The organism is Shewanella sp. AC34-MNA-CIBAN-0136 (assembly GCF_040309945.1).
Lineage (GTDB): Bacteria > Pseudomonadota > Gammaproteobacteria > Enterobacterales > Shewanellaceae > Shewanella.
Window position 1 is genome coordinate 1 of record NZ_JBEOPJ010000100.1, and the last position, 241, is coordinate 241.

The following is a 241-nucleotide window of genomic DNA, read 5'->3' on the forward strand; positions in this document are numbered from 1 at the left end:
TAACTTGTACTAATGACCCGTGAGGCTTAACCATACAACCCAGATGGGTTTTACTGATACGACTTAGTATTAGAATGGGACGCTTAAATAGTGTAACGAGATTCAAACTCAGATAAAGCAATCAGCTTTCCGAATTATTATTTAATGCCTAAAGAAGAATTAGGGCGTTAGATAAACAAAATTTGTCTGGAAACCATAGAGCTGTGGCACCACCTGATCCCATTCCGAACTCAGAAGTGAA

Annotated in this window: 1 rRNA gene; it reads left to right on the forward strand. The window is 38.6% G+C overall.

Going from position 1 to position 241, the window contains the following annotated elements:
- Nucleotides 1-185: 185 nt before the first annotated feature.
- Nucleotides 186-241, forward strand: a 5S ribosomal RNA gene (gene rrf / locus AAEY94_RS20895); the annotation flags it as partial.